General features: G+C 70.6%; 22 protein-coding genes and 1 pseudogene. 13 read left to right on the top strand and 10 right to left on the bottom strand.

What is annotated here, in order from left to right; translation table 11 throughout:
* The first annotated feature begins 95 nt into the window (after positions 1-95).
* The 6 genes from ABT297_RS31725 to dinB all read left to right on the top strand — a co-directional run bounded on the left by ABT297_RS31725 (position 96) and on the right by dinB (position 6,939).
* Positions 96-1,223, top strand: a complete 1,128-nt coding sequence (locus ABT297_RS31725; protein WP_350556086.1) for an ABC transporter ATP-binding protein — start codon at positions 96-98, stop codon at positions 1,221-1,223.
* A complete protein-coding gene (locus ABT297_RS31720) occupies positions 1,220-2,200 on the top strand; it encodes an ABC transporter permease (protein WP_350556085.1) in 981 nt (326 codons plus the stop codon). The genes ABT297_RS31725 and ABT297_RS31720 overlap by 4 nt, the downstream gene beginning before the upstream one ends.
* A 1-nt stretch (position 2,201) precedes the next feature.
* Positions 2,202-3,245, top strand: a complete 1,044-nt coding sequence (locus ABT297_RS31715) for an ABC transporter permease (protein WP_350556084.1) — start codon at positions 2,202-2,204, stop codon at positions 3,243-3,245.
* Entirely contained in the window at positions 3,242-4,255 is a 1,014-nt protein-coding gene (locus tag ABT297_RS31710) for an ABC transporter ATP-binding protein (RefSeq protein WP_350556083.1), read from the top strand. Before ABT297_RS31715 ends, ABT297_RS31710 begins: the two co-directional genes overlap by 4 nt.
* 63 nt (positions 4,256-4,318) lie before the next feature.
* Entirely contained in the window at positions 4,319-5,728 is a 1,410-nt protein-coding gene (locus tag ABT297_RS31705; RefSeq protein ID WP_350556082.1) for a GH1 family beta-glucosidase, read from the top strand.
* A gap of 20 nt (positions 5,729-5,748) precedes the next feature.
* The gene (gene dinB, locus ABT297_RS31700) at positions 5,749-6,939 is read left to right on the top strand and encodes a DNA polymerase IV (protein ID WP_350556081.1); all 1,191 of its coding nucleotides are present in this window, start codon (positions 5,749-5,751) and stop codon (positions 6,937-6,939) included.
* A gap of 128 nt (positions 6,940-7,067) precedes the next feature.
* On the opposite strand, the pseudogene ABT297_RS31695 reads toward dinB, so the two are convergent.
* Positions 7,068-7,794, bottom strand: a pseudogene (locus ABT297_RS31695) (nucleotidyltransferase family protein).
* A gap of 148 nt (positions 7,795-7,942) precedes the next feature.
* On the opposite strand from ABT297_RS31695, the gene ABT297_RS31690 reads away from it, so the two are divergent.
* The 3 genes from ABT297_RS31690 to ABT297_RS31680 all read left to right on the top strand — a co-directional run bounded on the left by ABT297_RS31690 (position 7,943) and on the right by ABT297_RS31680 (position 9,680).
* On the top strand, positions 7,943-8,134 hold the full coding sequence (locus ABT297_RS31690) for a hypothetical protein (RefSeq protein WP_350556080.1): 192 nt from the start codon (positions 7,943-7,945) through the stop codon (positions 8,132-8,134).
* A 10-nt stretch (positions 8,135-8,144) separates the two neighbouring features.
* Positions 8,145-8,621 (top strand): hypothetical protein, encoded by a 477-nt coding sequence (locus ABT297_RS31685; protein WP_350556079.1) that lies wholly within the window; start codon positions 8,145-8,147, stop codon positions 8,619-8,621.
* Between the two features lie 132 nt (positions 8,622-8,753).
* Positions 8,754-9,680, top strand: coding sequence for a hypothetical protein (locus ABT297_RS31680; RefSeq protein ID WP_350556078.1), 927 nt, complete (start codon positions 8,754-8,756; stop codon positions 9,678-9,680).
* A 94-nt stretch (positions 9,681-9,774) separates the two neighbouring features.
* On the opposite strand, the gene ABT297_RS31675 is transcribed toward ABT297_RS31680, so the two are convergent.
* Together ABT297_RS31675 and ABT297_RS31670 are read right to left on the bottom strand one after the other, a co-directional pair.
* Positions 9,775-11,208, bottom strand: a complete 1,434-nt coding sequence (locus ABT297_RS31675; RefSeq protein ID WP_350556077.1) for an ATP-binding protein — start codon at positions 11,206-11,208, stop codon at positions 9,775-9,777.
* Positions 11,205-12,866, bottom strand: coding sequence for an NAD(P)/FAD-dependent oxidoreductase (locus ABT297_RS31670; protein ID WP_350556076.1), 1,662 nt, complete (start codon positions 12,864-12,866; stop codon positions 11,205-11,207). The genes ABT297_RS31675 and ABT297_RS31670 overlap by 4 nt, the downstream gene beginning before the upstream one ends.
* Positions 12,867-12,991: 125 nt before the next feature.
* Here ABT297_RS31670 and ABT297_RS31665 point away from each other — a divergent pair, with 125 nt between their 5' ends.
* Complete coding sequence (locus tag ABT297_RS31665) at positions 12,992-13,255, top strand: UBP-type zinc finger domain-containing protein (RefSeq protein WP_350556075.1); 264 nt, start codon at positions 12,992-12,994, stop codon at positions 13,253-13,255.
* Positions 13,256-13,262: 7 nt separating this feature from the next.
* Here the strand turns inward: ABT297_RS31665 and ABT297_RS31660 are convergent, their stop codons facing one another.
* Positions 13,263-14,138: an NAD(+)/NADH kinase gene (locus ABT297_RS31660; RefSeq protein WP_350556074.1), complete on the bottom strand. Its 876-nt coding sequence runs from the start codon at positions 14,136-14,138 to the stop codon at positions 13,263-13,265.
* Positions 14,139-14,419: 281 nt separating this feature from the next.
* Between ABT297_RS31660 and ABT297_RS31655 the strand changes: the two genes are divergently transcribed.
* Positions 14,420-15,583, top strand: coding sequence for a methyltransferase (locus ABT297_RS31655; protein WP_350556073.1), 1,164 nt, complete (start codon positions 14,420-14,422; stop codon positions 15,581-15,583).
* 66 nt (positions 15,584-15,649) lie between these two features.
* On the opposite strand, the gene ABT297_RS31650 is transcribed toward ABT297_RS31655, so the two are convergent.
* Positions 15,650-16,951, bottom strand: a complete 1,302-nt coding sequence (locus ABT297_RS31650) for an MFS transporter (protein ID WP_350556072.1) — start codon at positions 16,949-16,951, stop codon at positions 15,650-15,652.
* 110 nt (positions 16,952-17,061) lie between these two features.
* On the opposite strand from ABT297_RS31650, the gene ABT297_RS31645 reads away from it, so the two are divergent.
* On the top strand, positions 17,062-17,919 hold the full coding sequence (locus tag ABT297_RS31645; protein WP_350556071.1) for an aminopeptidase: 858 nt from the start codon (positions 17,062-17,064) through the stop codon (positions 17,917-17,919).
* A 110-nt stretch (positions 17,920-18,029) separates the two neighbouring features.
* On the opposite strand, the gene ABT297_RS31640 is transcribed toward ABT297_RS31645, so the two are convergent.
* The 4 genes from ABT297_RS31640 to ABT297_RS31625 all read right to left on the bottom strand — a co-directional run bounded on the left by ABT297_RS31640 (position 18,030) and on the right by ABT297_RS31625 (position 24,980).
* Complete coding sequence (locus tag ABT297_RS31640) at positions 18,030-18,569, bottom strand: dihydrofolate reductase family protein (RefSeq protein WP_350556070.1); 540 nt, start codon at positions 18,567-18,569, stop codon at positions 18,030-18,032.
* A gap of 330 nt (positions 18,570-18,899) precedes the next feature.
* Positions 18,900-20,429, bottom strand: coding sequence for an adenosylhomocysteinase (ahcY, locus tag ABT297_RS31635; protein ID WP_350556069.1), 1,530 nt, complete (start codon positions 20,427-20,429; stop codon positions 18,900-18,902).
* 167 nt (positions 20,430-20,596) lie between these two features.
* Positions 20,597-21,385, bottom strand: a complete 789-nt coding sequence (locus ABT297_RS31630; protein ID WP_350556068.1) for an SWIM zinc finger family protein — start codon at positions 21,383-21,385, stop codon at positions 20,597-20,599.
* The gene (locus ABT297_RS31625) at positions 21,378-24,980 is read right to left on the bottom strand and encodes a DEAD/DEAH box helicase (RefSeq protein WP_350556067.1); all 3,603 of its coding nucleotides are present in this window, start codon (positions 24,978-24,980) and stop codon (positions 21,378-21,380) included. Before ABT297_RS31625 ends, ABT297_RS31630 begins: the two co-directional genes overlap by 8 nt.
* 314 nt (positions 24,981-25,294) lie before the next feature.
* On the opposite strand from ABT297_RS31625, the gene ABT297_RS31620 reads away from it, so the two are divergent.
* Positions 25,295-26,215, top strand: coding sequence for an SMI1/KNR4 family protein (locus ABT297_RS31620; protein WP_502885679.1), 921 nt, complete (start codon positions 25,295-25,297; stop codon positions 26,213-26,215).
* A gap of 28 nt (positions 26,216-26,243) precedes the next feature.
* Here ABT297_RS31620 and ABT297_RS31615 read toward each other — a convergent pair.
* Positions 26,244-26,531, bottom strand: a 288-nt coding sequence (locus tag ABT297_RS31615; protein ID WP_350556065.1) for an ATP-binding protein, incomplete at its 5' end; no start/stop codon positions are given.

Below are 26,531 nucleotides of genomic sequence, written 5' to 3'. Positions count from 1 at the left end.
ACCGGATCGCACCGACACCGCTCCCCGGGCGACGCTCGCGCCGCCCGGGGAGCGGTACCCCGTCACGACGCCATTCCCAAGACAGGATCATCGGCATGACGTTGAGCGAGAGCCCGGCGGCGCCGGTCGGCGAGGTGGTGCTGGAGGCCGAGGGCCTGACCAAGCACTTCCCAGTCCGGCGGAAGCTGAGCGACATCTTCACCGGCAAACGGGCCGTTGTTCACGCCGTGGACGACGTGTCCTTCACCCTGCGCCGCGGCAGGGTCACCGCCCTGGTCGGCGAGTCCGGCTCCGGCAAGTCCACGGTCGCCCGCCTGCTGACGCAGCTGTACCCGCGAACCGGCGGTGACATCCGGCTGCACGGCGAGACCACCCGGGTGCGGGGCGGGCGACGGTTCCGCGAGTACGTCAGCCGGGTGCAGCTCATCTTCCAGGACCCGTTCGGCTCGCTCAACCCCGTGCACACGGTCCGCTACCACCTGACCCGCGCGTTGAAGATCCACGGCAACGCCGGCAAGAACGCCGAGGAGCTCGAGGCCGCCCTGGCCGCGCTGCTCACCCGGGTGGCGCTCACCCCGCCCGAGCGCTACGTCGACAAGTTCCCCCATGAGCTGTCCGGCGGCCAGCGCCAGCGTGTCGCGATCGCGCGTGCGCTCGGCGCGGACCCGGAGGCGCTGCTGGCCGACGAGCCAGTGTCGATGCTGGACGTGTCGATCCGCCTCGGCATCCTCAACCTGCTGCGCGACCTCAAGGAGCGGCTCAACCTCGCCATCCTGTACATCACGCACGACATCGCCTCGGCGCGGTACTTCGCCGACGAGACGCTGGTGATGTACGCCGGGCGCATGGTCGAGGGCGGCGACTCCGAGTCGGTCACGCAGAACCCCGCGCACCCGTACACCCGCCTGCTCATCGACTCGGCCCCCGACCCGGACCGCATCGCGGGCGTCGCCGAGGCGTCCACGAAGGACCGCGGCAACGGCGAGCCGCCGAGCCTGATCCGGCCCCCGGCCGGCTGCCGGTTCCACCCCCGCTGCCCGCACGCGATGCCGCGCTGCAGCGTCGACCTGCCGCCGCGCCTCGAGGTCGGCGGTGAGCCCGGGCACTGGGCGGCCTGCTGGCTCTACGACGCGCAGACCGTCGCCAAGGAGGGCGTCGGCTCCGTCGCCGATCCGTCGATCCCCACGCCGCCGGCCCTGACCGCGCCGGAGGAGGCACGATGAGATTCCTGCTGCAACGCCTGGCGTTCTACCTGTTCACGGCGTGGGCCGCGATCACGATCAACTTCTTCGTGCCGCGGATGATCCCCGGCGACCCGATCAGCTCCTTCCTCGCGCGCAACCAGGGCCAGGTGTCCGCCGATTCGATCCAGTCGCTGAAGGTGCTGTTCGGCCTCGACCAGGAAAAGAGCCTGTGGGATCAGTACCTCACGTACTGGAACCAGCTCTTCCACGGCGACCTCGGCCTGTCCTTCACGTTCTTCCCGTCGACGGTCTCCGAGGTGATCGGGCACAGCCTGCCGTGGACCATCGGGCTGGTCGGCATCACCACCGTGCTGAGCTTCATCATCGGTACGACGCTGGGCATCGGCGCCGGCTGGAGGCGCGGGACCTGGATCGACGGCCTGCTGCCGGCGACCACGTTCCTGTCGTCGGTGCCGTACTTCTGGCTCGGCCTCGTCGCCATCGCCGTGTTCACCGGCCCGGGCAGCTACTTCCCGTCCTCCGGCGGCTTCACGCCGGGCCTGGTGCCGGCCTGGGACCAGTACTTCATCGGCTCGGCGATCAACCACAGCGTGCTGCCCGCGGCCACGATCCTCGTCTCGTCGATGAGCGGCTGGATCCTCGGCATGCGCAACATGATGGTCACCGTCTCGGCGGAGGACTACATCACGGTCGCCCACGCCAAGGGCCTGTCGGAGCGGCGGGTCGCGTTCAGCTACGCCGCCCGCAACGCGCTGCTGCCCAACGTGTCGGCGTTCGCGCTGTCGCTGGGCTTCATCGTCGGCGGCACCCTACTGGTCGAGATCGTGTTCTCGTACCCCGGCGTCGGCTTCCAGCTCTTCCAGGCCGTCGGCGCGCATGACTACCCGCTGATGCAGGGCATCTTCCTCGTCATCACCATCTCGGTGCTGGTGGCCAACCTGCTGGCCGATGTCGCATACCTGCTGCTCGACCCGCGCACCCGAAAGGCTGGTTGAGATGACCGTCACTCCCTCCAGCATCGAGCAGGTCATCCCTGGACAGGGCTCGATGGCGCAGCCGGAGTCCGCGCCGGGCAAGAAGGCCAAGCGCAAGCGGTTCCAGTTCATCGCCAACGGCAAGGCCGCCACCGGCCTGGTGATCCTCGCCATCTACGTGCTGTTCGCGATCATCGGGCCGTGGGTCGCGCCGTACGACCCCGACAAGATCACTCCGGACGCGCTGCAGTCGCCGTCGGCGCAGCACTGGTTCGGCACCTCGCACCTCGGCCAGGACATCTTCAGCCAGATCCTGGCCGGCACCCGCAGCGTGGTGATGGTCGGCGCGGTCGCCGGCATCGTGGCCACAATCCTGTCGGTGCTCGTCGGCGTCACCGCCGGATACCTCGGCGGCATCGTCGACGAGATCCTGTCGGTCCTGTCCAACGTGTTCCTGGTCATCCCGGGCCTGCTGCTGATCATCATCATCTGCACCTCGCTGCCGCGCGTGAACGACCTCACCGTGGCCCTGGTGATCGGCTGCACGAGCTGGTCGTGGGGATCGCGGGTGCTGCGGGCGCAGACGCTGTCGCTGCGCGGCCGCGACTACGTCGAGGCCGCCCGGGCCACCGGCGAGAAGACCTGGCGGGTCATCTTCTTCGAGGTCATGCCGAACCTGACCGCGATCATCGCGTCCGGCTTCGTCGGTACCGTCATCTTCGCCGTGCTGTCGGAGATCACGCTGGCGTTCATCGGCATCTCGTCGGTGTCGTCGTGGAACTGGGGCACGATCCTGTTCTGGGCGCAGGGCCAGCAGGCCCTCGCGCAGGGCGCCTGGTGGTGGTTCGTCCCGGCGGGCCTGGCCATCGCCATCCTGGGCACGGCCCTGAGCCTGGTGAACTTCGGCATCGACGAGTTCGTCAGCCCGCGGCTGCGCACCTCCGGCACCGGCCGGGCCCGCACCGCCAACGGCGACAAGGTCCGGATGAAGGTCGGCTTCACCCCCGTCGTGCGCCCCGCCGAGCCGCCGGCGAAGATCGAGATCAGGGACGGTGCCAAGCAATGACGCAGGTCCTCACCCGGCCGCTGCTGGAGATCAAGAACCTCAACGTCGACTACGGTCTCGGCGAGGCGTCCGTGCGGGCGGTCCGCGACGTCAACCTCACCATCCACCGCGGCGAGGTCGTGGGCCTGGCGGGGGAGAGCGGCAGCGGCAAGTCGACGCTGGCCTACGGCGTCACCCGGCTGCTGCCGCCGCCCGGCGTCGTCACCGGCGGCACGGTCACCTACCACCCGCCGACCGGCGACCCGTACGACGTGCTCAACCTCTCCGACGCCGAGCTGCGCAAGTTCCGCTGGGCGGAGACGTCGATCGTGTTCCAGGGCGCGATGAACTCGCTCAACCCGGTGCACAAGATCGACGTGCAGATGATGGACGCGATCAAGGCGCACGAGCCCAGCCTGAGCCGTGCCGCCCGCCTCGACCGGGCCAAGGAGATGCTGCGTCTGGTCGGCATCGCCGAGGACCGCCTCGACGCGTTCCCGCACCAGCTCTCCGGCGGCATGCGCCAGCGCGTCATGATCGGCATGGCGCTGGCGCTGGAGCCGCAACTGGTCATCATGGACGAGCCCACGACCGCGCTGGACGTGGTCATGCAGCGGCAGATCCTCGGCCAGCTCGTCGAGCTGCGCGAGCGGCTGGGCTTCTCGGTGCTGTTCATCACCCACGACCTGTCGCTGCTGGTGGAGTTCAGCGACCGGATCGCGATCATGTACGGCGGGCGCATCGTCGAGGAGGCGCCGTCCGCCGACATCTACCGTGAGCCGCTGCACCCCTACAGCACCGGCCTGCTCCGCTCGTTCCCGGCGCTGCGCGGCGCCCGGCGGGAGCTGGCCGGCATCCCCGGCTCCCCGCCGGACCTGCGCGGCATGCCGAGCGGTTGCGCGTTCCACCCGCGCTGCCCGAAGCGGCTCGAGCAGTGCGACAAGGAGATCCCCGTTCTGGGCAAACCCGACGACCACGTCGGGCGGGCCCGCACAGTGGCCTGCTGGCTGCATCCGGTGACCGCCGGATAGCCCGCACCGCGCACCATCCGACCCAGCCGGTACACGATCCGGCTGACAGCACCCGGGAGAACCATGGACACGACCGCGACGCCCCTCGATCGAGCGAACCCGATCGCCACGCTTCCACCCTCGTTCCGCTGGGGTGTGGCGACCTCGGCCTACCAGATCGAGGGCGCGGTCGGCGAGGGCGGGCGGACCCGGTCCATCTGGGACACCTTCTGCGAGGTTCCCGACGCGATCGACAAGGGCGACACCGGCGAGGTCGCGTGCGACCACTACCATCGCATGCCGCAGGACGTGGCCCTCATCCGCGACCTGGGGGTCGACCTGTACCGCTTCTCGGTGGCCTGGCCGCGCGTGCAGCCGCGCGGCCGGGGCCCGGTCAACCCGGAGGGGATCGGCTTCTACGACCGGCTCACCGACGAACTGCTGGCCGGCGGCGTGGAGCCGTGGGTGACGCTGTACCACTGGGACCTGCCCCAGGAGCTCGAGGACGCCGGCGGCTGGCCCAACCGCGACACCGCCTACCGCTTCGCGGACTACAGCATGCTGGTCTTCGACGCGCTGCGGGACCGGATCAAGACCTGGACCACGCTCAACGAGCCGTGGTGCTCGGCGATGCTCGGCTACGCCTACGGCGCGCACGCCCCGGGCCGGCGCGACTTCGCGGCCAGCATGCGCGCCGTGCACCACCTGCTGCTCGGCCACGGACTGGCCACCGAGCGGATGCGCGCGGCCGGCCAGGACACCGAAGGGCGGGCCGGGCACGAGTTCGGCATCACCCTGAACATGGGCGTGTCGACGCCGCAGACCGACTCCGCGGCCGACCGTGACGCGGCCCGCCGCGCCGACGCCCTCAGCACCCGCATCTACCTCGACCCGCTGGTGCACGGCCGCTACCCGGCCGACCTCGTCGACGACCTGGCCCGGCAGGGCATCACGCTGCCGGTCGAGGACGGCGACCTCGAGCTCATCCGCACTCCGCTGGACGTGCTCGGCGTGAACTACTACTTCTCCGAGACCGTCTCCGGCGTCGACGAGGACGGCAACGACACCGACCCCGACGGCCTGCCGGTCACCCGGGCCATCCCGACCGGGCGGCCGATCACCGCGATGGGCTGGGAGATCGTCCCCGAGGGCTTCACCCAGCTGCTGGTGCGCCTATACAACGACTACCGCCTGCCGATCTACGTCACCGAGAACGGGTCAGCGTTCGACGACGTGCCCGACGAGACCGGCTACGTCGACGACGAGGACCGGGTGGCGTACTTCGACTCGCACATCGGCGCCGTCGCCCTCGCACGCCAGCAGGGCGCCGACATCCGCGGCTACTTCGCCTGGTCGCTGATGGACAACTTCGAGTGGGCGTACGGCTACGACAAGCGCTTCGGCATCGTCCGCGTCGACTACGACACGCAGGAGCGCACCCCGAAGCGGTCGGCGTACTGGTACCGCGACACGATCCGCTCCCTGCGCGGGTAACTTCGTGCGAACATATGTTCGTGTCGGGTGGCGCGAACATCCTGCACGCTGACCTCGACGCGTTCTACGCCTCGGTCGAGCAGCGTGACGACCCCCGCCTGCGTGGCCGCCCGGTCATCGTGGGCGGGGGAGTGGTGCTGGCCTGCAGCTACGAGGCGAAGCGCCGCGGCGTGCGCACCGCGATGGGCGGCCGGCAGGCCCGTGCCCTGTGCCCGGAGGCGGTCGTGGTGCCGCCGCGCATGTCGGCATACATGGCCGCCTCGAAGGCCGTCTTCGAGATCTTCCGCGACACCACCCCGGTGGTCGAGGGCCTGTCGATCGACGAGGCGTTCCTGGACGTCGGCGGCCTGCACCGCATCGCCGGCGCCCCGGTAGGCATCGCCGAACGGCTGCGCGAGCGGGTCCGCCGGGACGTCGGCTTGGCCATCACTGTGGGCGTGGCCCGCACCAAGTTCCTGGCCAAGGTCGCCAGCGGCGTCGCCAAGCCCGACGGCCTGCTGCTCGTGCCGCCCGCGGACGAGCTGGACTTCCTGCACCGCCTTCCGGTCGAGCGCCTGTGGGGCGTCGGCACCGTGACCGCGGCCAAGCTGCACGCCCATCGGGTGAGCACGGTCGGGCAGGTCGCCCGCCTCGGCGAGGCGACGCTGATCTCGATGCTGGGCGAGGGGCAGGGCCGCCACCTGCACGCGCTGGCGCACAACCGCGACCCGCGCCCGGTCGTCGTGGGCCGCCGGCGCCGCTCGATCGGCGCCCAGCGCGCCCTGGGCCGGGGCCCGCACCCGCGGCCGTTCCAGGAGGCGGTCCTCGCCGAGTTCGTCGACCGGGTCTCGCGGCGGATGCGCGCGGCCGGCCGCACGGGCCGCACCGTCGTGCTGCGGCTGCGCTTCGCCGATTTCAGCCGGGCGACGCGCTCGCACACCCTGGCGCGGCCCACGTCGCACACGCAGACCCTCCTGGACGCGGTACGCCGCCTGCACGCCGCCTCGGCCTCGGACATCGCCAACCGGGGCCTGACCCTGATCGGCGTCGCCGTGGCCAACCTGGACGACGACGGCTCGCGGCAGCTGGAGCTGCCGTTCGACGTGACCTCGGGCGCCGAGCTGGACACCGCGCTGGACCTGGTCCGGGACCGGTTCGGCGCCTCGGCGCTGACGCGGGCGTCCCTGCTGGGCCGCCGCCAGGGCCCGACAGTCCCGCTGCTGCCCGACTGACCCGCTGTCAGGGGCGCCGTGCGGGCCGGAGGATGGCCTCCATGTCTTCGAGGGCGGCCAGGTGCTCGGCGACCTTGCCACCGGCAGCCTCGGGCCCACCCGGGCTATCACGAGTGCGGACTCCGGGATCAGAGGGCGCGTCTGGCGTGAGCGACTGTCCGGCGGGCGTCGCGCCAGGCGACGAAGGCCATCCGTATTCGGGGTGAGGAGATGGCTTCGCCTCGCCGTCTGGCGCTGAGTTGGTTGATCAGCCGGGTAGGGGCGTGCGCTTGTTTGATGGCCTGCGTCTTGGTGAGGAGTTCGCCCTTGTCGAGTGCGTGGCGGCCCCGGGCCATGGATGTAAGACCGAGTTCAGCGATGGTGGGGTCCAGCCATAGCCATGGACGTCGAGCGGCCCAGGCCCAGTAGCCGGTCAGCTCGGCGTGGGGCCGCCGCTCGTATGTCGTCCGCCGAGACTTCGGGGAAGACGTCGCGCGGCGAGCGCCCGAAGACTTCGTATCCGTGTCGCGCCAATTCTGCTCTTGTGACCCTGGAGAGGATGCGTTGAAAGAGTTGGCCGTGAGTCCAGGTCGGATGCTGCATCTCGATGTGGGAGATGGTGGCGGCGTCGACGTATACGCAGCCGAGCTTGAACCCCGCGCCGCTTTCGCTGTCGAGGCGACGATGGATGGCTGCGAGTGCTGCCTGCCGGCCGGTGTCGACGCGCCCATCGACGAGCGCAACCAGGTCAAGGTCGCTGATGCGGGGGATGTAATCGCCGGTGGCCAACGACCCTGCCACCATCAAGTCGCTGACCCATCCGAGCTCTTGCAGTTCAAGGCCAAGGTCTCGAACGGCAGCGGGTGATGTCGCCATCCTGGCGAGTATAGGGAGCGCTCGCAGCGGCCGGCATGGATGCCCATGCTCGACCGTCTCGCTCAACCGGTGTCTGGCAGTCCGAGGGTGGCCTCGCGCTGTTTGAGATGACGAACGCTTCACGCAGCGCCGCGGAGACCCTCGGCACGTGGTAACGCGGATGTCGGTATCCGGCCTGCTCACAGGCGCGCTGAGTCGCAGCGAAAGCCGCCGCATCGTTTCTGTCCAAACCTTTAAAAATTGGCAAGCGTTTATTAATGTATTTGTCCACATTTGGTCATTGACCCGTCAATTGGCGATTGAAAGCATCGGCGGAGGTGAAGCTGCAACATCATTCTAAGGAGGGAAACGTGCGCCTGCTCAGAATCGCCATCGGAATGTCCACTCTCGTGGCGGTCGCCGTGGCGACGCCCGGGGTGGCCGGCGCGGCGCCGTCCGCGGCCGCGACGGCCGGGAGCGTCGCCGTCGGATCCGACCTCGTGCCAGTGTTCGACCCGGCCACCCGCCAGGCCCGGACGGCGACATCGACCACCGCGGCGGCGGTCATCGGGTACCCGAGCAATGTCGCCGGCGGTGAGCAGCAGGCCAGTTGCCAGGGTCAGCTCAGCCGGCGCAGCATCACCAACTCCGACCAGCAGCTCAACTGCAACCTGGGCAAAGGCTCCAGCGGCGGCCCGTGGCTGCGGGACTACGCCAACGGCCTGGGCATCGCGGTCAGCAACACCTCGTACGGCATCAACCCGGACCCGCAGGGTCCCGTGTTCGGTCCGTACTACGACGGCGACACCCTCACGCTGTACAACGCCGCCGAGAACGCCTCGCCCTGACGCCGTGACCGCCGCACATCTCGAGGTGGTGCCGGTCGTCGCGATCGGCACCACCCTGCGCGCCGGCCCGGGAACCGGGGCCGTGCCCGGCTGCGTCCAAGCGTCATGTCTCATGCCAGGACCGTCACCGCCATGCTGCTCGCCGGATGCCTGACTCTTGCCGGGTGCGCCGCGTCGGATCGTTCGCCGGCCGAATCGGAGACCGCCTTCAACGCCCGCGCACTGCAGGTCGCGGACCTGTGGCAGGCGGCGCTCACGGGTGCCTCCGGCACGTGGCGTGCCGGGTTCGTACCGTTGCAGGAGCTGACCATTCCGCCCGGCGGCCTCACCGATGAGCTGAGGGTGGCGTCGGCCGCCGGCTGGTTCCGCACCAACGTCGCGCTCCCGGCGCGAGTACCACCGGCCGGGCTGATCGCGTACCCCGACGGGACGACGGCCTCAGTCCCGCTCATCGGCGCGCAGGCGGCGTACGAGCGGCTGGCCAAAGGCGAGCCGCCGTGCGAGCCGCCGGCCGCGCCCGCGCCGACCAACCCGGCCAACTCGAGCGACCCGAGCGGCTCGGTCGGCGTGCCCGCGCCGCACACTTGTGCGCAGCTCACCGTCACCGGCGCCGAACTGGGCAGCACCACGATCCGCACCAGCCGAGGCGCGGCGACGGTGCCGGCGTGGCTGTTCACCGTCGCCGAGCTACCGTCGCCGGTGGCCCGCGTCGCCGTCGCGGACACCGAGATTTCGCCGGTGCCGCATCCTTCGGTACCGCCGATGGACGCTGAACTCCTCGTCGGGCTCGCGTCGGCTAGCCGGCTCACCGGTACGCAGGATCTGGAACTGACCTACACCGTCGACATCGGCGCATGTGAGGATGCGCCGAGCGGGCTCGTGTACCAGACGCCGGACGTGGTGGTTGTCGCCGCCCTCCGGGGCGCCCGCACCAGCCGTGAGTGCGTGGCGCTACTGAAGCGGCAGCCGGTCACCGTTCGGCTCGACGCACCGCTGGGGGCTGCGGTGGTGGTGGATGCGGTCTTCGGCGCGCCACTGCAGGGTGGCGTCTCGTCCTAGCATCCTAGGACGCCTTACGGGGTGTGCCTGACGGCACACTTCCTCAACAGCGATCGGCGCTTCGCGCCGAACTGCACCTACAGAAGCGGCGCCGTCAGGCGGTTTCGTGGAGGGGGAGCAGCACGACGAAACGGGTGTCGCCGGGCTCCGAGGTGACGCGGATGTCGCCGTGGTGCTTCTTCACGACGATGCGGTAGCTGATGTCCAGGCCGAGGCCGGTGCCCTCGCCGACGGGCTTGGTGGTGAAGAACGGCTCGAAGATGCGGGGCCGCACGTCGGGCGGGATGCCGGGGCCGGTGTCGGCGATCTCGACGGCGAGGCAACCGCCGGTCGGGTCCAGCGAGGTGGTGATGGTGAGGGTGCCGTTGCCCTGCATGGCGGACACGGCGTTGTCGATGAGGTTGGTCCAGACCTGGTTGAGCTCGGCGCCGTACGCCGGGATGTTCGGCAGGTCGCGGTCGTACTTCGTGATGACGCGGACGCCATTGGGGATCTTGGCGTTGAGCATGACGAGGGTGGCGTCGAGCAGTTCGTGGACGTTGACGACCTGGAACGGGCCGCGGTCGAGCTGTGAGTACTGCTTGGCGGCGCCGACGAGGCCAGAGATGCGGGCGACGGCGTCGTCGATCTCGCCCATGAGCAGTTCGGTCTCGATGGTGTAGGAGAGCCAGCGGATGGCGGGTTCGAGGTCGAGGTCGCCGATGCAGTCGGCGATGGCCTGCAGCCAGGGGACGTCGACGCCGCCGGCGACGAGGGTGGGTGCGAGGTCCCAGGCTCCGGTGACGTCGTGCTCGTCGAGCCAGTCGCCGATGGTGTCCTCGGCGTCGCTGGTCTGCAGGGCGGAGCGTTTGGTGGCGTTGCCGGCCTTTTTGACGGCGGCTTCCTGGAGTTCGACGAGGCTGTGGAGTTTCTCGCCGTCGAGGCGGCCGTCGGCGATCATGGCGAGCTTGTGGCGCATGCCGGCGACCTTGTCGCGCAGGATGGCGGTGGCGCGTACGGCCGCGGCGGCGGGGTTGTTGAGCTCGTGGGTGAGGCCGGCGGACAGGGAGCCGAGGGCGAGGAGGCGTTCGCGTTCGGCGGTGACGTTGTTGATGTTGCGCATGCCGAAGAAGAGGCCTTCGAGCAGGTGCATGGCCATGGGGAACCATTGGCGGATGGTGGGGCCGAACTCGGCGGCGGGCAGTTCGTAGACCTCGACGTCGGTGATGGCGTGCATGGTGTTGTTGTAGAGCTGGGGTACCTGGTCGCCGAGGTATGCCTGGGTGGCGCCGCCGTAGACGCCGATCTGGTCGGTGCGGGAGACCTCGACGTCGTCGCCGCGGACGTTGCGGCTGAGTGAGACGGTGCCGGAGAGCAGGACGACGAAGCAGGTGGCGGGTTCGCCTTCGACGTAGACGGGTTCGCCGGCGGGGTGGGTGACGACCCAGCCGCGGGCGGCGAGCCAGTCGAGTTGGGCGTCGTCGAGTTTTTCGAAGAGGAAGAGGTGGCGCAGTTCGGCGGGGGCGAGGCGGCGTCCGGGGGTGGTCATTGTCCCTCCAGGAGGTACCGGTGGACGAGTGAGACGGCCATGGCGCCCTCGCCGACGGCGGAGGCGACGCGTTTGACGGAGTCGGCGCGTACGTCCCCGGCGGCGAAGACGCCGGGGATGCTGGATTCGAGGTGGTAGGGGTCGCGGCCGAGCAGCCAGCCGGGTGGTGGGGCGTCGCCGGTGAGGAGGTCGGGGCCGGTGAGGACGAAGCCGCGGGAGTCGCGCTGGACGATGCCATCGAGCCAGTCGGTGCGGGGTTCGGCGCCGATGAAGATGAAGAGCCAGGAGGCGTCGACGGTGCGGGTGGGGCCGCCGTCGACGGGGCGGAGTTCGAGGTGTTCGAGGTGTTCGTCGCCGTGGGCGGCGGCGATTTCGGTGCAGGGGTGGATGGTGATGGTGGGGACGGCGGCGATCTGGTCGATGAGGTATTGGGACATGGAGGCGCTGAGGTTGGGGGCGCGGATGATGAGGTGGACGTTGCGGGCGTAGCGGGAGAAGAACATGGCGGCCTGGCCGGCGGAGTTGGCGCCGCCGACGATGTAGACGTCCTGGTCGGCGCAGCTGGGGGCTTCGGTGGCGGCGGAGCCGTAGTAGACGCCGCGGCCGTGGAGGTTGGCGAGGCCGGGTGCGGTGAGGCGGCGGTAGGAGACGCCGGTGGCGAGGATGACGGCGTGGGCGGCGATGGTGGTGCCGTCTTCGAAGTGGAGGATTCTGGTGTTGCCTTGGACGTCGAGGCGGGTGGCGCGGCAGGCGGTGAGGAGTTCGGCGCCGAATTTGACGGCTTGGCGGCGGGCGCGGTCGGTGAGTTGGGCGCCGGAGACGCCGTCGGGGAAGCCGAGGTAGTTTTCGATGCGGCTGGATTGGCCGGCTTGGCCGCCGGTGGCGCGTTGCTCGAGCAGGACGGTGCGGAGGCCTTCGGAGGCTCCGTAGACGGCGGCGCCGAGGCCGGCGGGGCCGCCGCCGACGACGACGAGGTCGTAGAAGTCGGTGGTGGGGGTGGTGGTGAGGCCGACTTGGGTGGCGAGTTCGGCTTCGGTGGGGTTGAGGAGGGTTTTGCCTTCGGTGGTGATGACGAGGGGTACTTCGTTGGGGGTGAGGCCGGCGGCGGTGAGGAGGCGTTGGCCTTCGGCGTCGTCGGTGGTGTACCAGCGGTAGGAGACCATGTTGCGGGCGAGGAAGTCGCGGACTCTGAATGATGGTGCGGACCAGCGGTGCCCGACGATCTTGACGTCGGCGGCGGGGCGGTCGGGGGCGGCTTTCCAGGCTTCGAGCATGGCGTCGATGACGGGGTAGAGCTTCTCCTCTGGCGGGTGCCAGGGTTTGAGGAGGTAGTGGTCGAGGTCGACGATGTTGATGGCCTGGATGGCGGCGTCGGTGTCGGCGTATGCGGTGAGCAGGACGCGGCGGGCGCGGGGGAAGAGGTCCATGGCGGCTTCGAGGAACTGCAGGCCGTTCACGCCGGGCATACGGTAGTCGGCGAGGAGGACGGCGACCTGTTCGCCGCGGAGTTTGAGTTCTTTGAGGGTGTCGAGGGCCTCTTGGCCGGAGTCGGCGCGGACGATGCGGTATTCCTCGCCGTATTGCCTGCGCAGGTCGCGGGAGACTGCGCGGGAAACGGCGGGGTCGTCGTCGACCGTCAAGATCGCTGGCTTGGCCATGCGGTCAATCCAACCACGGGTTTCGGCGTGCGACGAATGCGTTATGCGCTCTGCGAGGCGGGGCCGCGGGAGGGGCTGGTGCGGGCTACGGTGGTGGCGTGAGCAATGGTTGTGACCATCTGGAAATGATCAATGATGTCGAGCCGTCGGCGGATGGTTGTGAGGACTGTCTGGCGGTGGGTGGCCGGTGGGTGCATCTGCGGTTGTGCCTGACGTGTGGGCATGTGGGGTGTTGTGATTCGTCGCCGGCGAAGCATGCGACGGCGCATTTTCACGGTGCGGGGCATCCGTTGGTGCAGTCGTTCGAGCCGGGTGAGGGCTGGGTGTGGTGTTACGCCGATGAGGCGTTGCTGCGGGTGTCCGGTCTGCCGGAGCGTGCCCACAGTTAGTGGTGGGTCAGGACAGTGGCAGTTCGACTTCGAGGCTGCCGTTGACTTGGAGCTTTCTGCGGGCTCGTTCGTAGAAGGTGGTGTAGCCGAGGCGCACCACCTTCGCGGCGGCGGGGGCAGCGGAGACGGTGAGGGTGTCGCCGGGGTTGAGTTCGCCGAGGACTTCGCCGTCGACTTCGACGACGAGGCGGCCGCTGGAGGGCAGCAGTTCGAGGTCGAGGTCTTCGTCGGGTGACAGGACGAGGGCGCGGTTGAAGGCGGAGTGGGCGGCGGCGGGGACGACGAGGATGCCTTCGACGGTGGGGGAGACGATGGGGCCGCCGGCGGAGAAGCTGTAGGCGGTGGAGCCGGTGGAGGTGGCGACGATGAGGGCGTCGGCGGCGTACCGGACGAATGGGTAGCCCTGCATGGAGATGGCGACGGCGGCGAGGCCGTGGCCGGGGGTGCGGACGAGGGCGATGTCGTTGAAGGCGGTGACGCTGGTGCCGTCGGGTAGTTGGGTGCGCACGGCCATGCGGGGTTCGACGGTGTAGCGGTGGGCGTCGATGGCGGTGAGGGCTTGGGGGAGTTCGTCGACGCTGATTTCGGCGAGGAATCCGAGGCGGCCGAGGTTGACGCCGAGGACGGGGGTGGGTTTGCCGGACAGCAGGCGCATGCTGCGCAGCATGGTGCCGTCGCCGCCGAGGCTGACGACGAGGGAGGCGCGGCCGACGAGTTCGTCGGCGTTGACGGCGACGGCGCTGCAGTCGATGCGGTCGACCTCGTCGGGCAGGCCGAGGACGGTGGCCTCGTGTGTCCTGGCCCAGTCGATGATGGCGTCGATGGCCGGTTTGGAGTCGCGGCGTGGGTGCAGGACCAGCCCGACGGTGTGCACCATCCCCATTGCTGGAAGTCTACGGGGTGGATGTGGCCCGGCGTTGCGGGGCCGGTGAGGGCGGGGGTCCATCCGGCAGTGTGCGGTCAGGTTCGGTGCGAGGTTGCGGTTGAACTGCACAGGGGGACTGTGCGAGTCTCGTACGTCGTCTCTCTGAAAGGGCTTGGTCGTGACGCTCGGCATGGTTCTCGGCGACTTCTCCTCTCGCGCTTCGACGCGGGAGCGGTAGCCCTGCCTGCCTGACAGCGCCCGTGCTGTAGCACGGGCTGTTTCTCCTGCTCCTCGTCGAAGTGCTCTTCGTGCCCTGCACGTTCGATCACGAGGAGTACGTGGTGTCCACGATCCGCTGGACCGAGACGAACATGCCCCGTTCCGCCCACTGGCATTCCGAAAGCGCGACCCCGCCTCCCCGTGAGGTCATCAGCGTGAGCGACCGCATGAAGGCCGACGCTGCTTACCGTCTGGCCTGCGAAGGCGCTGCCTTGCTGTGGCGGGGCGACTTCTACAACGCACGTCAGCTTCTGCGAGCGATGAGCCGCCGCATCGACCGGAAACCCTTTCGGCACGGTGACAGTCCGGCAGAGTCCTTCCACCTGTACCGCCGGGCCCGCGGCCACCGTGCCCGCGTGTTGGGCAGGCTCGTCGTTGTGCTGGAAGACGACTACCGCTTGAACCTGCGCAGGGCCCCGGATGTGCGACAAGCATGCGTCGAGGCATACGGTCGGCCGTCTGCGCCGGTGGCTGTCTCGCTCACCGAGCTGCTGGGCGTCATCGGAGCGCATCAGTGGCGTGTGAAGGGTGTGGAGGTACCGGCTCTCGGCGCTCGCATTCATCCGCACTACGGTGTGTTCTCCCCGGTCAGGGGCGAGTATGTCGACCTTGTCGCGCATACGCCGCTGCCGGCGCTGGCGGGTCGTCGCACCGCATTCGATCTCGGTACGGGGACGGGAGTGCTCGCAGCCGTGCTGGCTCATCGGGGAATCGACCACATCGTGGCCACCGATGTCAGTGCGCGGGCTCTGGCCTGCGCCTGCGAAAACGTCCGCCGACTGCGTCTCGCCGGGCGCGTCGACGTCGTGGGTCCCTGCCTCTTTCCCGAGGGTCGGGCGAACCTTGTGGTGTGCAACCCGCCTTGGATTCCTGGCCGGCCGACCTCCGCCGTGGAGCACGGCGTCTACGACTCGGGCGGCGGTATGCTCCGCAGCTTTTTGGCGGGACTCACCTCGCATCTTGAACCGGGAGGTGAAGGATGGCTCATCCTGTCCGATCTGGCCGAGCGCCTCGGGCTCAGGACGCGCGGCGAGTTGCTGGCCGGCGTCGAGGCGGCGGGCCTGCGGGTGGTGGACAGGTTTGACACCAGGCCGCGACACCCACGAGTGAGGGAGATCGCTGATCCTCTCCACGCTGCCCGGGCTGCGGAAGTCACGTCGCTTTGGCGCCTGGCCGGCAGATGAGCCTCCTGTCCGACCGCCCGGGTCCGGCCGTCTGTTCTGTTGCCGGCCGTTTCGTGCTGGTCCGGATCAGGCGCCGTGGCTGGCCGGATTGCCGAGAGCGCCGATCCGCCCGAGCGCGTCGACGGTGAGCGCGGCCGCCGCACCCGCCACCGCGACGAGCACCGCGGCGCGCGCCGAGCTGTGCTCGATGACGGTCCCGGCGATGGCGGTGCCGAGTGCGGTACCGGCCATCGTCGCCGTGCTCGTCCACATCCGGGCCTCGGTCGCGGTCCCGGCGGGCGCGGCGCGCTCCGTCACCTCGTACGCGACCGCGTTCAGCGGCGCCAGCGGCGCCCCCGCCACCGCGAACAGCGCGGCCAGCCACCACAACCCGACCGGCAGGAGCAGTGGTGTCAGCGCGACGCACATGAGCGCCGCGAGCACCGTTGGTCGCAGTCGTAGCGTCCCGCTGCCGATCAGGCTGCCGACGGCGAATCCGCCGAGCAGGACTCCGGCGAACCCGGCCCGTCCCTGCCCGGCGGCGAACCCGGCCGCCGCGACCTGCATCGCCCCGATCGTCATCCCGAGCGCGGTGCGCGACACGACCAGTGTCCGGATGGTGCTGGACCGCAATGCGCCGAGCACGTCCCGCGATCCGCCGGCCCGTGTCCGCGTCTGTGACGGTGCCGTGACTCGCGGCGTGGTGTCCGATGCGGTTCCCGGCAGCGGCGTCGTCGACGATGCGGCTCCTGGCCGCGCTGCTGCCGGGAGTGTCGTCGCGTTTGGTGACGGTGCCTCGGCCGGGCGGTGTTGGGCGGTGGTACGGGCGGGTGGTAGCAGCGCGAACACGGTTGTGGCCGAGGCGGCGATGAGGGCGGTGAGCACGAGGCCGAGCGCCGGTCGGCCGAGGGCTGCGACGAGACCGGCGATCAGGGGTCCGGCGATGAAGCCGATTTCCAGCAGTGCGCTTTCGAAGCGGTACGACGCGCGACGATCCCGTTCGTTGTCCAGGATCGCGACCCAGATTCCGCGCATCCAGGCGGCGACCGGTGGCCGGGCCGCGCCGGCCAGCACCGCCACGGCGGCGACCGTGCCGAGCGGGGCGTGCGGCAGGCCGGCGATCGCCAGCAGTGCCCCGGCGTGGGTGGCGGCGGTGCCGAGCAGTACCGGGGTGGCGCCGAGCCGGTCGACGAGCCGCCCGGTGAGGGGCGCGCCGCATGCGGTACCGACGGCGAAACAGCCTGCGACGAGGCCTGCCGCCGCGAACGAGTCCCGGGTTGCCTCGGCGAACAGCACCAGCGCGAGGGCCACGGCCCCGCCGGCGAGGCGGACGAGCAGGTTCGTTGCCGCCAGGCCGGCCGCGTATGGCTTGCGCAGAATCGTGAACACCCGGGGAGTTGTACGCCCGGCCGCGCCGGTTGCCTGCCACCGGTTTTCGCCAGTCTGGTTTCGCCAGTCTGGGGAGCAAGGGCGTCGGCGGCTGTGGCAGGATTTCGGCCGTGCGTCTCGTGCGCGTCCTCGTGGTGGTGTCCGGTGGGGCGGGCGTGCTGGCTGTGATAGCGGCGCTGTTCTCCGCCTGGCAGGTGTCACTGCAGTGTGGCTCGGTCGCGCTGGCCACGCTCGTCGGATACGTGTTGGTCGCCGGCCGCGCGGCGCATCCACGCGTGCGGTGGGCGATCGCCGCTGGTGTCGGGCTGCTCGCCGCGGTCCTGGCCATGCGGCTGTTCTGGTTCCGTGAACCGTCGGGCGGCCTTGTCGTTGACGACGTTCTTTCCGCGTCCATCGATGAACGCGGCGCACCTTGGCGGCGCGGTGTTGACCAGGAGCGGATAGCCGCGGTGGGACAACTGCTCGGCGTCCTGTGCCTCGCGGCTGGTGTGCTCGGGTTGCCTCGACGGCGATGGCCGAAGCGGGGGGTGCTGACCACGGTCCTCGCGGTGCTGCTGCTGGTTGTGGTCGGCGCGGATGTCGCGGGCCGGGTCGACGGAGGCGCTGTGTTGGATCTGCTCGGGATCGTGTGGCCGGCGCTGCTGGCGACCTTGGTGGCTGTGGCGGTACTGGCGCTGGCTGGCCGGCGTGGCGACCGGGGCTGGCTGTTGCCGGGCGGGGCGTTGCTGGTGGCCGTGGCGCAGGCTATCGCATTCAGCAACCTCATGGGCACCGCGTCGGCCTGGTTGGTGTTTTCGGACTTCGACGGGGTCGCTTCGGTGGCGACCGGGCTGACTGTCGCGGTTGGCGGCTCGCCCGACGCGTCTGCGGCGGTGGAGGTGGCGGTGGCACTCGCGGGGCCGGTGCTGCTCGCCATTGGCGCTCTGCGCGCTGCCCGCGAGTCCCGCCCGGTGGAGCCAGTTGCCTAGCGGACGGTGTTTGGATCTGGTGTGGGGCCCTCGGTGGGTAGGCCACCGAGGGCCGCGACGACCGGTCACGCACCATGCCGAATTACTGAATTACGGTTACCGGATTGCGGTTATTTGATAATCCGCATCCAGGCGTTGATGGCCTTGGGTGTGTGGCTCACGTGCAACTGTTCCATGCGCACCTCGGTGCCGCCGGGGTGGTCGAACAGTGGGGTGCCGTCGCCGAGCAGGACGGGGGCGATCAGGGTCAGGACCTCGTCGAGTTCGCCGGCCTCGAGGCATTGGCGGGCGATGTCGGCGCCGAGGACGTTGACGTAGCGGTCGCCGGCCGCGGCCCTCGCCTCGCGCAGGGCGGTCGGGATGTCGGGCACGAACGTGATGCCGTTCGCGTTCGGGCGGGGGCGGTGCGTGACGATGAACTGGGGGCCGTCCCAGCCGCCGCCGAAGGGCTTGCCGGCCTTGTCGGTGTCCTTGTGCGGGTCGTCGCCGCCGAACGTGCGGTTGCCGACGATCAGCGCGCCGATGCGGGGGATCAGGTCGTCGATGAGCTGGTTCGGGGCGAGGTGGGGTGTCAGCCAGCCCATGTCGCCGCCGGGGCCGGCGATGAATCCGTCCAGGGACATCGTCGCGGAGTACAGGATTGTCGCCATTGCGCGTACCTCCATATGCGGAATCCTCGGTCCTGATCCTCGGTCCTGAGACGAGCCGGCGGTGCCGGATTCATCGGTCGCCGGGCCCGCAGTGCCGAGTCCTCCCCGGCTGCGCGTGGTCTCGGGGCCGGCGTGTCACTCCTCGGCCAGGGTGGCTTCCCCGACCACGGTGAAGTCCTCTCCGTGGCGGGCGGGCGGCACCTGACACGCTAGACGTCGTGATCCCTGATCGGCAGTCGTGACGCCGTACATGAGTACGCCCCCGGGCCGTGGACGCTGCGGTGAGCGATCGCGGCCCGGGGGCGTGATGTCCGGTTTGCCGGGTGGCGGTCAGTAGCGGTAGTGCTCCGGTTTGTACGGGCCGGCGACGTCGACGCCGATGTACTCGGCCTGCTCCTTCGTCAGCTCCGTCAGGCGCACGCCCAGCGCCTCGAGATGCAGCGCGGCGACCTTCTCGTCGAGGTGTTTCGGCAGCCGGTACACCTGCCTGCCGTACGACTCGGGCTTCGTGAACAGCTCGATCTGGGCGATCGTCTGGTTGGTGAAGGAGTTGGACATGACGAAGCTCGGGTGGCCGGTGGCGTTGCCGAGGTTGAGCAGGCGGCCCTCCGACAGGACGATGATCGACCGGCCGTCGGGGAACGTCCACTCGTGGACCTGGGGCTTGACCTCGGACTTCGTCACGCCGGGCAGCTTGGCCAGGCCGGCCATGTCGATCTCGTTGTCGAAGTGGCCGACGTTGCCGACGATCGCGTTGTGCTTCATCCGGGCCAGCTGAGCGGCGCTGATGATGTCCTTGTTGCCGGTCGTGGTGATGAAGACGTCGCCGGTGGTGACGACGTCGTCGAGGCGTACGACGGGCAGGCCGTGCATCGAGGCCTGCAGCGCGCAGATCGGGTCGATCTCGGTGACGACGACGCGGGCGCCCATGCCGCGCAGCGCCTCCGCGGCGCCCTTGCCGACGTCGCCGTAGCCGCACACGACGGCGAGCTTCCCGGCGAGCATGACGTCCGTGGCCCGGTTGAGGCCGTCGAGCAGCGAGTGCCGGATGCCGTACGTGTTGTCGAACTTCGACTTCGTCACGGAGTCGTTGACGTTGATCGCCGGGAACAGCAGTTCGCCGGATTCGGCGAGCTTGTAGAGCCGCTTCACGCCGTTGGTGGTCTCCTCGGTGACGCCCTGCACGCCGGCGGCGATGCGGGTGAAGCGCTGCGGGTCCCGGGCCAGGCCGGCGGCGAGGGTCTCCAGGACGATGCGGTACTCCGCGTCGTCGTCCGGGCCGGGCTGTGGCACCGCGCCGCGGGTCTCGAACTCGACGCCCTTGTGCACGAGGAGGGTCGCGTCGCCGCCGTCGTCGACGATCATGTTCGGGCCGAGGATCTCGCCGTTGTCGCCGGAGAACTGGAACAGCTGGTCGGTGCACCACCAGTACTCCTGCAGCGTCTCACCCTTCCAGGCGAACACCGGGGTGCCGGCGGGCTGCTCGACGGTGCCGTGCGGGCCGACGATGACCGCGGCGGCGGCCTCGTCCTGGGTGGAGAAGATGTTGCACGACACCCACCGCACCTGGGCGCCGAGCGCGACGAGGGTTTCGATGAGCACGGCGGTCTGCACCGTCATGTGCAGGCTCCCGGCGATGCGGGCGCCGCGCAGCGGCTGGGTTGCGGCGTACTCACGGCGGGTGGCCATCAGCCCCGGCATCTCGTGCTCGGCGAGGCGGATCTGGGTGCGGCCGGCCGCGGCGAGCGACAGGTCGGCGACGGCGAAGTCGACGCCGCCCAGCCGCTGCAGGTACGGGTGGCCGTCCGCGATGTGCGCGGGAGCCGTCGTGGTGGAGTCGTTGGACCGGATTTCGGACATACCTGAGGTCACCTCCCGGTGACAGGAGGCGCCCTTGGGTCAAGGGAGTCAGTAGTGGCCGAGCGTGGCGGACCCCGGATGGCGATGGTGGTGCGTGGCGATTGCCCGGGTCCGTCGCAGCGCCTCTCGGCCCTGACCGCGGCGCCGTCGCGCCACTGGTTGTGAAGCTACCGGCCGGCGCGGCGGTCTGGCAACTCGACGTTGCTGTCCGTGAAGGTGTGGTATGCGCCACGTAGCAGGTCGGTGACGTCGAACCGGCCGGCGGTGAGCGGCAGCGGATCGAGCTGTTCGAGGATCGCGTCGCCGCGGTGGACGGACCCGGGGACGGCCGGCTCGGGGGCGCCGAGCCGGGGGCCGGACTGCCAGAAGCTGCCGGATCCGCTGCTTTCGGGCCCGGCTGAGCGCGATGCCGGGTGCGTCGATCCAGCGACGTGCCCCAGGGCGGACACACGGTGGGCGCGCAGCGACTCCAGCAGTTCGTCGCGGCCACGGCCACGCCACGCGAGAATGCCGAACGGGTCGGCGTCGAACTCCTCGGCCAGGACGTAGCAGGCCGCGGTCAGGTGCCGGCACGGCTTCTGCCAGCCGGGACAGGAGCAGTCCAGGACGATCTCGGACAGGCTCTGCGGGAACAGCGACAGACCGAACCCGGCCAGGATCGTGTCGAGGTCGTCGGGCAGGTGCCCGGCCAGGAGCTTCGCGGCGTGGATCGCCTCACCGGCCAGGGCGCGCTCGACACGGGCCCAGTCGGCGGCGGTGAACGCCTTGACACCGATCCTCGCACGGTACGTCTCGCCGTCGTCGTCCACGACGAGCGCCGTCACGATACTGGTCGAGATCGTCACGGAGCGTACCTGCCCGGAGCGGGCGTAGCGGCGGCCCTGAGAAAATGTCGTACCCATCCGCAACGATTCCAGCATGACGATGAACTGGTGGGACCAGCTGCGCTCAGGCATCCTCGACCGCCTCCGGGGACAGCGTCACAAGGTCGAGCAGGTCGTCGGTCGACAGGCCGGTGAGCCAGCCCTCCCCGCTGCCGACCGCGACCCCGGCGAGGTCACGCTTGCCCGCCATGATGTGCTCGACCCGCTCCTCGATCGTGCCGATACACACGAACGTGTGGACCTGCACGTCGCGGCGCTGACCGATGCGGAATGCCCGGTCGGTGGCCTGCGCCTCCGCGGCGGGGTTCCACCACCGGTCCACGTGCACGACATGGTTCGCGGCGGTGAGGTTCAGGCCGGTCCCGCCCGCCTTCAGCGACACCAGCAGCACACCCGGGCCGTCGCCGCCCTGGAACCGTTCAACCATCCGGTCGCGGGCGCCTTTCGCGGTGCCGCCGTGCAGGAACTCCACGCCCGTGCCGAGCCGGTCGGCCAGGTGCGGCACGAGCATGTGACCGAACCGGGCGAACTGCGTGAACACCAGCGCCCGGTCGCCGGCCGCCAGCGCCGCGGACAGGATCTCCTCCAGCCGGGCGAGCTTGCCGGAGCGGCCCGGCAGCGGGGTGCCGTCGCCCATCAGGTGCGCCGGATGGTTGCACACCTGCTTGAGCTTCGTCATCGCCGACAGCACCAGACCCTTGCGTTGCGGCCCGGCCCGGCCCTCCCGCAGCTTCACGAACAGCTCGTCGACCACGGCCCGGTAGAGCGTCGCCTGCTCCAGCGTCAGGTTGCACCACTGCCGCCGCTCGAGCTTCTCCGGCAGGTCGGCGATCACCGCCCGGTCCGTCTTCACCCGCCGCAGCAGAAACGGGCGCGTCACCCGGCGCAGCCGCCGCGCCGCGTCGGCGTCGCCCCACCGCTCGATCGGCACCGAGTATCGGGCCCGGAAGATACTCGCCTCGCCCAGCAGGCCCGGGTTGAGGAAGTCCGCGATCGACCACAGCTCGGTGAGCCGGTTCTCCACCGGGGTGCCGGTCAGCGCGACCCGGTGCCGGGCCGGCAGCCGCCGCATCGCCCGCGCGGTGACCCCGGCCGCGTTCTTCACCTGCTGCGCCTCGTCGAGCACCACCCGGTCCCAGGCGATCGCCGCCAGGACGTCCACGTCGCGGGTCGCCACCTGATACGTCGTGAGGACCAGGTCGGCGCCGGGCAGATCGGTGAGACCGGCCGGATCGGACGGATTGGACGAGCCGGCCCGGCCCGGGCGGGCGCTGCCGTGATGCACGCGCAGCGTCAGGCCCGGCGTGAACCGCTCGATCTCGCGGCGCCAGTTGCCCAGCACCGACAGCGGGCACACGATCAGCGTCGGCGGCCGCGGCCCCTGCCCACGCAGCTGCGCCTCCAACGCCAGCACCTGCACCGTCTTGCCCAGCCCCATGTCGTCGGCGAGCAGCGCACCGACGCCGAGCGAGTCCAGGAACGCCAGCCACGACAGGCCCCGCCGCTGGTAGGGGCGCAGCCGCGCGGCCAGCGACGGCGGCTCGGCAAGCAACTCCAGGCGCTCCACGGCGCGGCCGGTCAGCAGGTCGGCGAGCCAACCCGAACCGTCCACGCCGGTCACCGGCAACGGCAGGTCCCCTTCCGGGACCAGCCGGGTCAGGCGCATCGCCTCGCCCGCGGTCATCTCACCGCGACCGCCGCGGCGCAGGAACGCCAGCCCCGCCCGCAGCCGCTCCTGGTCCAGATGCACCCAGCGGCCCCGCAGCCGCACCAGCGGCACCTTCGCCCGGGACAGCTCGGCCAGGTCGGCCTCGCTGAGAAACTCGTCGCCGATCGCCAGCCCCCACCGGTAGGCGACGATCGCGTCCCGGTTCGCGGTTGTGTCGCGCAGCACCGGCGCCGCCGGCTGCCGGCTGCGGACCGTCAACGTCAGGCCCAGTTCCTGGCGGCGCTGCCACTGCGCCGGCAGCAGCACCCCGAAGCCGGCGTCGTGCAGCAGGGTCGCGTAGGTCAGGAAACGGTACGCGCCGGCGGTGTCCAGCCGCAGCGACACCGGCCGCGGCACCCGCAACGCGTCGTCGAGGTCCGGCCACAGGCGGCTCGCCCGGCCGAGATCCGCCAGCAGCACGTCCTGCGGGTAGTCCACCCACCGGAACAGCGGCGACGCCGCGTCGTGCCACACGTCTTCGGCCGGCACGAGCAGCCCCGGCTCATCGGCGGGCTGCAGCAGAAACTCCACCAACCACACCCCGTCGTCCTGCGCCGCCGTGGCCGCCGCCTCGTCGTCGGGGTCCTCGACGTAGGTGAGGCGGAAGCACGTCCGCACGGGCGCGGGCCGCCCGCTGCCCGACCACCGCTCGACGACCTCGCGCAGGCGCGCCACCTCGGGCCCTTCGGGGATCGCCACCGAGGACCCGCCAGCGGCGGCTTCCGCCGCCCCGACGGCTTTCGCTGCCGCAGGGACCTGCGCGGCGACGGGGGTTTGCGCGGCGGCGGTCGTGACTGCTGCGGGTGGCGTCGCGCTGCCGCCGGCCGATCCCTGCGGCGCGCGATGGGAAGCGGCACGCGGTCCGGGGGCGCCGGTCGGGGCTTCGCCGGTGCGTTCGCCGTGCTCGGCGGGGCCGGCCCGGTCAGCGCGGTCAGTCCGGTCCAGGGTGGGACGATCTGCGGGACCCGTCGCCGTCACGGCCGCGCGGAGGCGGGCGTCGGGGGCGGTGAGGGCCGCGAGCCAGGCGCGTACGACCGTGTCGTGGCGGACCTGGCCGTCCGTGAGCAGGGGGCGGTTGCGCAGGCGGGCCCGGACCAGGGCGTCGACCGTCACGTCGAGGGCGGTCCGAGTCGCTGCATCGACCGGCCACGGAGCCGCCGCCCGGACCACGCCGGGCATGGCGCGGCACAGGGCCTCGAACGTCGCGGCGTCGGCGCCCCACAGCGCCGGGCGCCAACGCGCCGCCGGGCCGGCGACGGGCCGTGAACGTTCGGCGCCGGCCGTGGACCGGACCGCCGCGCCGCGCCCTGTGGACCCACCGCCGGCCGGAGCATCGGTGGCCGCCGTGGGCGCGAGCTCGGTGGTGAGCGTGGGCAGGACGCGGCCGCGGTCGACCAGGCTCGCGGCGAAGGATGCCACGTCGGCCAGGTAGCCGATCGACGAGCCGGGGCGGAGGTCCGGGGTGGTCGTCAGGATGGCCTCGGGGTCGGTTCCGGTGGGCAGTACGACGATCGGGACCGTCCACGTCGTCTGGCGGCGGGTGGCCGGCTGGGCGTGCGAGCGGGTCGTGGGCAAGTGCTCGGCGAGTTCCGGGGACGCGGCCGGGCGGGTGGGGGTCGACGGCAGCAACAGGTCGGCGGTCGTGACGGTGCCGGGGAGCGCAGGGAGGACGGCGAACGGGTGCGGGGCGGGGACGTCCCGGTGGGAGCGGCGTGGTCCAGGGTGTGCGCCGCCGCCGTCGATGGGCGCGGCCAGCTCGTCGGTGCTGTCTGCGGTGGAGGTCGGCGCGAGAGAAGCGGCCGAAGATACCGGCGCGAGAGGAGTGGTGGAGTCCGGGGGAGCGGTCCGGGGGGCTTGGCCGGCCGGCGTGGGGACGCGCTGGAGGATCGGTGCGTCAGTGGTCTCGGCCCAGCAGGCCAGCCTTCCGTCCGGGGTCACCAGGCCGTGCACGACGATCACCGGTCCAACCCTACTGGGCCGCGCGCTTGGTGCATCACCGTCGAACTGGCCAAGCTGACGAGCACGCCTGCGCCCACTACGGGCATCCGAGGCCGACCAGCGGGGACAGCAGGCCATGCGACGGCTCACCGAGGTGACCGGCCTCGGGTGGTCGGATACCCGACCACCCGAAAGGTGGGTGCGACACCGGGAGCGCGGGCGGCCCGCCGGTCTCGGATTTCACGCCGACCCTCAGCCGCAGACCGCGACACGGTCTGCGAGGTGGTGACCCGCTACAACCCGGCCGTCATCTGTGTCGGCGGCGAACTCTGATCGTGGTCGACGAGTGGCACCGTCTGCCGATCGGCCGGCCGTACCTGACGACGGCGATCGACGTGTTCAGCCGGCTGCGTGGACGGCCTGGTGGTGACCCTGGAAGCCCCGTCGTAACCTCTAGCCGGTGTCGCGCGCCTGAACGTCGCGACAATAGACTCGCCCGAAGGTCTCTCCTTGCAGATCAGCGGCCCAGCCATCAGCGGTCCCGGATAGGAACTGACCGGCAGGAGTACGGGAGCCCCGACATGGACATCCAACGCCTGGCGGACATCGCCGCCGAGCTTCGTCGCCGGGACCTCGATGCGCAGGCGCGGGGCCGCCCCATCGGCGGCGGCGGATACGGCCCGCCGTCGACGCCGGTCACGGTCAAGAACCTCGATGCGGTGGAGGCCCAGTTGGGGGTGGCGCTCCCGGCGGAATACCGCGCGTTCATGCTCGCCTTCGGCGCGGACCTCGGGCAGGGATGGGGCGGCTTGGTAGAACCGCGGCGCCTGCCGGGCCTCAATTTCGCCAGGGATGAGTTCGCGTACGTCCGTCGACCGTTCACGATGGTCGACGGTGCGTGCGCCGGCAGGTACGAGCATGAGGATGCATCCGACTCGCTGGTCGACGGTGCGTTGATCATCGCCGAGCACGGCTGCACGTTCCGCACCATCATGGTGGTCACCGGCGACCGTGTCGGAACCGTGTGGGACAACGACTGGTCCCGCCAAGGAGGCCCGCACGAGTACAGATGGCTGCCGGCAGGCAACGGGTCCAGCTATCCACGCTCTCGTGAACTCGTTGGGGCACCGGTCATGTTCCTGGACTGGGTCGAACCATGGGTCAATGCGTCGGTGGCCAGAAGGGCATCCGCAGCGAGGCGGTCGACAAGGCCGGGACTACTCGGCCGGCTACGACGGCTGCAGGGATCACGCTGAGCGGCACGCACAGCTCTCAACCGAAGCGTCACCCGGAAGCAGGGGCCTGCAGGTGCACGGCGATGTCCATGCCGCCGGTCGGCTGGGCGGTGGCGGAGATCTCTCCGTCGTGTGCGGTGACGACCGCGCGGACGATGGACAGGCCGAGCCCGGCCCCGCGGGTGCCGTTGGCGGTGGGAAGATCCCGGTCCAGGACGACCACGTCATACGGAGCGATGTCACATCTGTCCAGCGCCTGCCGACCGTCGTGGGCCACATCCACGGCGCAGCCGTGCTTACGCAGCCCGGCTGCGATGTACGCGGCCAGCGGCTCCTC

This window comes from Dactylosporangium sp. NPDC000555 (genome assembly GCF_040300025.1).
Lineage (GTDB): Bacteria > Actinomycetota > Actinomycetes > Mycobacteriales > Micromonosporaceae > Dactylosporangium.
This window is presented reverse-complemented; position numbering and strand designations above follow the sequence as displayed.